Source organism: Actinomyces urogenitalis DSM 15434 (genome assembly GCF_000159035.1).
In the GTDB taxonomy this organism is placed as follows: Bacteria; Actinomycetota; Actinomycetes; order Actinomycetales; family Actinomycetaceae; genus Actinomyces; species Actinomyces urogenitalis.
Window position 1 is genome coordinate 718,905 of record NZ_DS999574.1, and the last position, 7,838, is coordinate 726,742.

A 7,838-nucleotide genomic window follows, 5' to 3' on the forward strand; every position below is an offset into this window, starting at 1 on the left:
TTCGTGCTCACAGTTCACGCACCTGCTGCCACCTCGGTCCGCGACCGGCTCGCCCCGGGCGAGCGCGCCTCCTACGACGCCCTCGCCCAGGCCCTGCGTACAGGTATGGCCGGGACCCAGCGCCTGGGAGTGGCCTACTCCGGGGGCGTGGACTCGGCCCTGCTGGCCGCCGTGGCCGCCGAGGTCCTTGGCCGCGAGAACGTGGTCGCCCTGCTCGGCGTGTCTGCCTCACTGGCCGCCTCCGAGCACGCCATCGCCCGTAAGGTCGCCACGCTGATCGGCGTCGAGCTCGTCGAGTTCGATCCGGGCGAGCAGGACCTTCCCGGATACCGCGCCAACGGCCTGGACCGCTGCTACTACTGCAAGTCGGCCCTGTTCACCGCCATTGACGAGCGCATCGTCGCCGAGCACCACCTGGACGCCGTCGCCTACGGAGAGAACGCTGACGACTCGCGCCGCCCGGACCGCCCCGGTGCCCGGGCGGCGACCGAGCACCGCGTGCTGCGCCCGCTGGCTGACGCCCACCTCGCCAAGCCGCAGGTCCGTGCCCTGGCCCGCGCCCTCGGCCTGCCGGTGGCGGACAAGCCGGCGTCCCCGTGCCTGGCCTCGCGCATCCCGCACGGCGAGGAGGTCACGCCCACTAAGCTGCGCCAGATCGAGGACGCCGAGTCCGTGGTCCGCGCCCAGGGCTTTAGCGACTGCCGCGTGCGCCACCACGGCACGGTGGCCCGCATCGAGGTCCCGGTCGCCCAGATCGGTTGCCTGGCTGATGAGGAGGTGCGCCACGCCCTCATCGCCGGGGTGCGCGAGGCGGGCTTCCTCCACGTCGCGCTGGACCTGGCCGGGCTGCAGTCCGGTCTGTTCAGCCTCTCGCTCCTGCGGCAGGTGCCCCGTGACTGAGACGCAGCCAGGAATGCCGACGCCGACCCCGCGCCCGGGTGGGCAGAGCGCGCCTGGGACCACGGCGAGCAGTCGGACGCAGGCGAGCGACGGCGTCGTCCAGCTCGACCTGGACCGCGCCCAGCGCCGCGGCTATCCCGAGGCCATCTACTGCGAGGGCAAGTCACCTGCCGACCTGCGCACTATCGCCGCCCTCGTGCGTGAGCACCCGCAGATGCCGCACCTGTTTACGCGCGCTGACTGCGAGCGCGCCGAGGCGGTGCTGACCGAGCTGCCTGACGCCGCCTATGACCCTGTGGCGCGTCTGGTGGCCTGGCCGCCCCAGGTGCCTGAGCCAGCCGGGGAGATGGTCGTCGTCGCCTGCGCCGGGACCTCCGACCTGCCGGTGGCCCGTGAGGCGCTGCTGACCGCCCGCTACCTGGGGCGCCAGGCCGAGCTCGTGGCCGACGTCGGCATCGCGGGTCTGCACCGCACCCTGGCCAGGCTGGAGACCTTCCGCTCGGCCGGCGCCATCGTCGTGGCGGCCGGGATGGACGGGGCCCTGCCAGGCCTGATCGCAGGGCTGGTGTCCTGCCCGGTCATCGCCCTGCCGACCTCGGTGGGCTACGGCGCCGCCTTCGAGGGACTTGCCCCGCTGCTGACCATGCTCAACTCCTGCGCCCCCGGCGTGGGCGTGGTCAACATCGACAACGGCTACGGGGCTGCCCACCTGGCAGCGCAGATCACCGCCCCGCGACCAGCCAGCTAGCCCGGCCCACCGCGCGCGGCGCCGCCTGGCTGCGCCGTCGTCCTCGCCCCAGACCTCACCACCCTGACACGAAGAGAAGGAACCATGCCCACCTTCAAGCTCCCCTACGACCACGGCACCATCGAGGCCACGATCCCGGAGAAGAGCTTCGCCGGCCTCATCCAGTCCGGGGCGGAGGACTACCACAACCCGCTCACTGAGGCACAGACGGTCGAGAAGTCGCTGGACAACCCCATCGGCTCTCCCACGCTGGAGGAGCTGGCCCGGGGCAAGAAGGACATCGTCCTCATCTCCTCCGACCACACCCGTCCCGTCCCCAGCCACATCATCACCCCCATCATCCTGCGTCGTATCCGCTCCGTCGCCCCCGACGCCCGCGTGCGCATCCTCGTGGCCACCGGCTTCCACCGCCCCTCCACCCGGGAGGAGCTGGTGAGCAAGTACGGCCAGGAGATCGTCGACAACGAGGAGATCGTCATGCACGTCTCCACCGACGACGACGCCATGGTCAAGATCGGCCAGCTGCCCAGCGGCGGGGACGCCATCATCAACCGCATCGCCTACGAGGCTGACCTCCTTCTGGCTGAGGGCTTCATCGAGTCCCACTTCTTCGCCGGCTTCTCCGGCGGGCGCAAGGCCGTCCTGCCGGGCGTTGCCTCCTACAAGACGATCATGGCCAACCACTCTGGGGAGTTCATCAACTCGCCCCAGGCCCGCACCGGCAACCTGCAGGACAACCCCATCCACAAGGACATGGAGTGGGCCGCGCGCACCGCGGGCCTGGCCTTCATCGTCAACGTGGTGCTGGACGGGGAGAAGCACATCATCGGCTCCTTCGCCGGGGACATGGTCGAGGCTCACAAGGTCGGATGCGACTTCGTGCGCGAGCTGGCTTCCGTGCCGGCTGTGCCCTGCGACATCGCCGTGTCCACCAACGGCGGCTTCCCCCTGGACCAGAACATCTACCAGGCGGTCAAGGGCATGACCGCGGCCGAGGCCACCAACAAGGAGGGCGGCGTCATCATCATGGTCGCCGGCTGCGCCGACGGCCACGGGGGCGAGGGTTTCTACCACAACATCGCTGACGTCGCCGACCCCAAGGAGTTCCTCGACGCCGCGATCGCCACCCCGCGTCTGGAGACCATCCCGGACCAGTGGACCAGCCAGATCCTGGCCCGCATCCTGGTCCACCACCACGTCATCGTTGTGTCCGACCTGGTCCAGCCCAACCTCGTCACGGACATGCACATGGAGCTGGTCCCCACCTTCGAGCAGGCGCTTGCACGTGCCCTGGAGATCGAGGGACCTGACGCCAAGGTCGCCGTCATCCGCGACGGCCTGAGCGTCATCGTCCAGTAACCCACCCCACCACAAGCGCGGGCGCGTCCGGCAGACCAGTTCCCTGGCCGGCCCTGACCGTCCCCGGCAGCTCCCTGACTGGGCTGACCGGGCGCACCCGTCCCGACCCACCACCCTCACCCTTCCACCTCCAACCCACAGGAGTACCGCCATGTGGCAGCACCTTCTCTTTGAGTTCCTGGGAACCGGCCTGATGATCCTGTTCGGCGTCGGCGTCCACTGCGACGACGTCCTCAAGCGCACCAAGTACGCCGGTTCTGGTCACCTCTTCGCCATCACGACCTGGGCCTTTGGCATCAGCGTGTGCCTGTTCATCTTCGGCGGCGTGTGCATCAACCCTGCCATGGCTCTGGCCCAGGCCATCCTCGGCATGATCCCGTGGTCCTGGTTCGTGCCTTACGTCATCGCCGAGTTCCTCGGCGCCTTCGTGGGGGCCTGCCTGGTGTGGTTCATGTACGCCGACCACTTCCGCACCTCCGAGCAGGAGGTGGACCCCATCAAGATCCGCAACATCTTCTCCACCAACCCCGGTGAGCGGAACCTGCCGCGCAACTACCTCGTGGAGGTCGTGGCTACCACGATCTTCCTCACCGCCATCTTCGCCGTGGCCAAGAACTACGAGTCCCAGCTGCCCATCGGCGTGGGCCTGATCGTGTGGGCCATCGGTATGGGTCTGGGCGGTACCACCGGATTCGCCATGAACCAGGCTCGTGACCTGGGCCCGCGCCTGGCCTACCAGGTCCTGCCCATTGGCAACAAGACGGACAACGACTGGGCATACGGGCTCATCGTGCCGGGGACCGCTCCCTTCGTCGGTGCGGCGCTCGCGGCCCTGGCCGCCTCTGCCATGCACTTCGCCTGACCCTCACTGCCGGGTGACCGCTTCGTCGCTACTGTCCAAGGAGACCTCATGACCACGCTCTGGATCGATGCCACCGCCGGAGTTGCCGGCGACATGCTGCTGGGTGCCTTGATTGACGCCGGCGCCCCGGTGGAGGGGATCCAGGCGGCCCTGGACGCCGTGGCCCCAGGAGCGATTCAGCTGCGGCGCGAGGAGGTGGTGCGTGGTGCCATGCGCGCCACCCATGCTCGCGTCATCCAGGTGGGGGAGCAGACGGTGGAGCGGACCTGGTCCGCGATCCGCTCGCTGCTGACTCGCGCCGCGCTCGCCGAGGTCACCCGACGTCGTGCCCTGGCTGCCTTTGAGCGCCTGGCCGTGGCGGAGGCCCATGTTCACGGGATGAGCGTGGCAGACGTCCACTTCCACGAGGTGGGCGGCCTGGACGCGATCGGGGACGTGGTGGGTGTGTGCGAGGCGCTGCGCCTGCTGGGAGTCGATGAGGTCGAGGCCTCCTGGGTCGCCCTGGGCAACGGCCGGATCAAGGCCGCCCACGGCCTCATGCCGGTGCCGGCCCCAGCCGTGCTGGAGCTGACCCGAGGCTGGCAGGTGCGCTCACTCCCGGGGGAGTACGACCCGGCGGCGCACCACCACTCCCACGACCACGGTCATACGCACGCGCACGACCATGCCCACGATCACGGTCACGGTCACGATCACGATCACGGTCATGGCCACGTGCACGACGCGGCCCAGGCCGGTCACGAGCACGCCCATACGCACGGGCACGAGGAGGCGCCGGCCGCCGTCGCCGACCGCCGCGATATCGGCGAGCTGGCCACGCCGACGGGGCTGGCGCTCATCCGGGCCCTGGCCTCACGCTGNACGGACATGCCAGCCGGCGTGCCCTCCGTGGCTGGCGTGGGCGCCGGCGGCAAGGACTTCCCCGGCTGGGCCAACGTGGTGCGGGCCGTGCTCACGGACACGACCGCGATCGCACCGGCTGACCGACCCCAGGACGTCCCGGCAGGCGGGCAGGGGCAGGTGAGCTCCGCCGTCGGCCCTGACGGGACGACCCCCACGGTGCTCACCGAGGTCGCCGCCAACGTCGACGACCTCGACCACCGGCTCGTTCCCGGCGTCATCGACGCGCTCCTGGCGGCAGGCGCCGTCGACGCCTGGGCCACCGCCATCCACATGAAGAAAGGGCGGCCGGCCCTGACCCTGAGCGCGCTGACCGACGCAGGCCACCGCGACGCCGTCGTCGAGGTCCTGCTGACGCGCACCACGACGCTGGGCGTGCGTGAGATGGCCGTGACCCGCACGGTCCTGAACCGCACCTGGGCCACCGTCAGCCTGGACCTGCCCGGCGGGGCCCAGGCGCTGAGCGTCAAGATCGGTCACCGTGACGGGCGGATCGTCCACGCCCAGGCCGAGTGGTCCTCACTGGCCCAGGCTGCGGCCGCCAGCGGTCTGACCGAGCGCGACGTCGAGCAGCGTGCCGCCGCCGCCATCGTGGCCGCCGGGTGGGTCGCCGGTGCCCGGGCGCCTGCCGACCAGTCCTGACTCAGCCCCTCCAACCTGACCCGCCTGCGCACCAGAAAGCCATCATGACTCGTCCCAAGCACCTGCCCACGATCCTCGTCGTCGCCGGCGTCCACGCCCTGGCTGTCCTCTTCCTCGTCATCGGCCACGCCAGCGGTGCGATCCCGGTGGCACTGGCTGGCTTCGCCTACACCCGCGGCCTCCTCCACGCCTTGGACGCTGACCACCTGTGCATGATTGACGGCTCCACGCGCAAGCTGCTGGGCGAGAAGCGCAACGCCAACGGCGTGGGCCTGGCTTTCAGCCTGGGGCACTCCACGGTGGTGCTTGTGGCGGGCCTGGCCGTGGCGATGGGGGCCAGCTGGATCCGCACCGCTCTTGACCCCAGCTCACGCGCTGCCACGATCCTGGGGCTCACCGGCGCCGGGGTCTCGGCGGTCTACCTGCTGGCCGTGGCCGCGGCCAACGTCCCCAACCTCACCCACCACCACGACCTTCAGGGCCCCAAGGGCCCGTGGGCTCGCCTGCTGACCCGGCCGCTGTCCCACGTGCGCCACGCCGGACACATCTACCTCTTCGGCATCCTGTTCGGGCTCGGCTTCGACACTGCCTCGACCATCAGCCTGCTCATGATCACCGCCCTGGCGACCACCTCTGGAGCCAGCCCCTTCGTCCTCATGGCGCTGCCGCTGGCCTTCACCGCCGCCATGACGCTGGGCGACTCGGTCAACGCCAACCTCATGCTGCACGTGTACACCTCGGCCGCGGCCTCAACCCGCGCCCGCTTCAACACGGTGGTCACGGCCATCTCGATCTGCTGCGCGGTCCTGGTGGCCACCGGCACGGCCCTGGAGATCCTGGGCGAGGTCACCGGCCGTGAGGTCGCCTCCTTTGACACCGAACCCATCGGCTGGGGGCTGGTGGCCCTGGCGGTGCTGGGCACGCTGGCGATCGCCGTGGTGCGGCGTCGTCAGGCACGTGCCGCCCACGCCGCCGCGCACGCCGAGGTGGCGCGTCTGGCCTGAGGCAGCCCGCCGAGGGTGCGCGCAGGTGCGAGACAATAGGGGCCTGCCGCGGCTGCGCCGTCGGCCAGCGACCGCGAAGGAGACGCTATGACCCGCCAGTTCCACCGCCCCGCCCGGCTGGACCCTGAGGCTGCCGAGAACATCGAGGGCAGCCAGGACACCGCCGTCGCCTCTGAGCTCGCGCACCTGGCGGCCCAGGCGCTCATCGGCGGCTTCGCGACTGCCTCGGGCGAGGACGAGGGCGGCGCGCCGCACGAGGAGCTCACCGGTCCCCTCACCCGCGAGGGCGTGGTGCGGGCGGTGGCGAGCCACGGCGTTGACGACGTCGCTGAGCTGTGGGCGGACTCCCCGGCCACGACCCTTCCCGGCACCCTGTGGCGCCTGTTCCTGGTACGCGAGTGGATCCGGCGCGATCCGGCGCTGGTGGAGCGGCGTTATGCCACGACGGTGGACCTGACGGAGGCTGACGACGCCGCTACGGCACGTGCGCAGGCGGCCCTGGCCCAGGCCCAGCCGGCCCCCTCGCCCGCGCAGGTGCGTGAGGCGATCGACGCTGTGCTCGCGGGGCAGGTGGAGGGCTCGGTGCCAGCGATCGCGGGGCTGCTGCGCGTGGTGGCGCGGTTCTTGCGTGCGCTCGCGGCCGGCTCGAGCCCGGTGTGGATCGAGGACGACGCCGACGCCCTGGCTGACCGGGTGACGCGGCGTGACTCTGCGCTCCTGGCTACCGCAGCGGAGCTGGACGAGGCGGCGCGGCGCGCTGGGGCCGGCCTGCTCGACTGAGGCCTGGTTCCTCTCGCGTTCTCTGCGCCGCGACCGACCGCCTACGTTGCGATGGACCACCTGTTGCGCCACCGACCACGGTAATCGCGCGAATCACGTGGTCGATGGCGCATTGCGTGGTCGGTGGGGGAGTGTGTGGTCGGTCATTGGTGGTCCGTCGGCACATAGGTGGTCCGTCGGGGAGTGCGTGGTCGGAGGCGGAACTAGTGGTCGGGCCGTCACGCTGGGCAATGTCGCCCGGTGTTCACCTGGTCGTGGGAACATGCCCCTATGACCACTCCCGACGCCGTGCCCGCGCCCGACCCTCAGGCCGCCTCCTCCGCCCCAGGTGCCGCACCCCTGTCCGCCTTTCTGGGCGGGTGGGCGCGTGCTCAGCAGAGCCGGTCCCTTCCTTCTCACGCCGCCGGTGGCGGTCCGGCCCCCCAGGTCCCCCAGGCCGACGGCGCACACGCCCAGACCGAGCAGCCCCAGGACACTGCGCTGGACGAGGAGCACGTCTTCGAGGTCGCCGATCCGCGCGACTTCGCAGACGACGCCGGGCCCCAGTACGAGGACGAGGACTTCGACGCTCCCGGGGAGGGCGACGGCGTCGCGGCGGGCGCGCCCTCGGCTCGCCTGGCACCGGCCGAGGCCCCGGCAAACA

General features: G+C 70.9%; 7 protein-coding genes and 1 pseudogene. All 8 read left to right on the top strand.

Annotated elements, in window-relative coordinates; all coding sequences use genetic code 11:
• Positions 1 to 3 precede the first annotated feature (3 nt).
• Positions 4 to 900, top strand: a complete 897-nt coding sequence (larE, locus tag HMPREF0058_RS03125) for an ATP-dependent sacrificial sulfur transferase LarE (protein ID WP_050765636.1) — start codon at positions 4 to 6, stop codon at positions 898 to 900.
• Complete coding sequence (gene larB, locus HMPREF0058_RS03130; protein WP_204372429.1) at positions 893 to 1,648, top strand: nickel pincer cofactor biosynthesis protein LarB; 756 nt, start codon at positions 893 to 895, stop codon at positions 1,646 to 1,648. The genes larE and larB overlap by 8 nt, the downstream gene beginning before the upstream one ends.
• Positions 1,649 to 1,732: 84 nt before the next feature.
• Positions 1,733 to 3,007 (top strand): nickel-dependent lactate racemase, encoded by a 1,275-nt coding sequence (larA, locus tag HMPREF0058_RS03135; RefSeq protein WP_006548230.1) that lies wholly within the window; start codon positions 1,733 to 1,735, stop codon positions 3,005 to 3,007.
• Positions 3,008 to 3,158: 151 nt separating this feature from the next.
• Positions 3,159 to 3,869, top strand: coding sequence for a D/L-lactic acid transporter LarD (gene larD, locus HMPREF0058_RS03140; protein ID WP_006548231.1), 711 nt, complete (start codon positions 3,159 to 3,161; stop codon positions 3,867 to 3,869).
• Between the two features lie 48 nt (positions 3,870 to 3,917).
• Complete coding sequence (larC, locus tag HMPREF0058_RS03145) at positions 3,918 to 5,411, top strand: nickel pincer cofactor biosynthesis protein LarC (RefSeq protein ID WP_006548232.1); 1,494 nt, start codon at positions 3,918 to 3,920, stop codon at positions 5,409 to 5,411.
• Positions 5,412 to 5,455: 44 nt separating this feature from the next.
• Entirely contained in the window at positions 5,456 to 6,415 is a 960-nt protein-coding gene (locus HMPREF0058_RS03150) for a HoxN/HupN/NixA family nickel/cobalt transporter (protein WP_006548233.1), read from the top strand.
• A gap of 87 nt (positions 6,416 to 6,502) precedes the next feature.
• The gene (locus HMPREF0058_RS03155) at positions 6,503 to 7,195 is read left to right on the top strand and encodes a hypothetical protein (RefSeq protein ID WP_006548234.1); all 693 of its coding nucleotides are present in this window, start codon (positions 6,503 to 6,505) and stop codon (positions 7,193 to 7,195) included.
• Positions 7,196 to 7,465: 270 nt separating this feature from the next.
• Positions 7,466 to 7,838: pseudogene (locus tag HMPREF0058_RS12645) on the top strand (hypothetical protein); the annotation flags it as partial.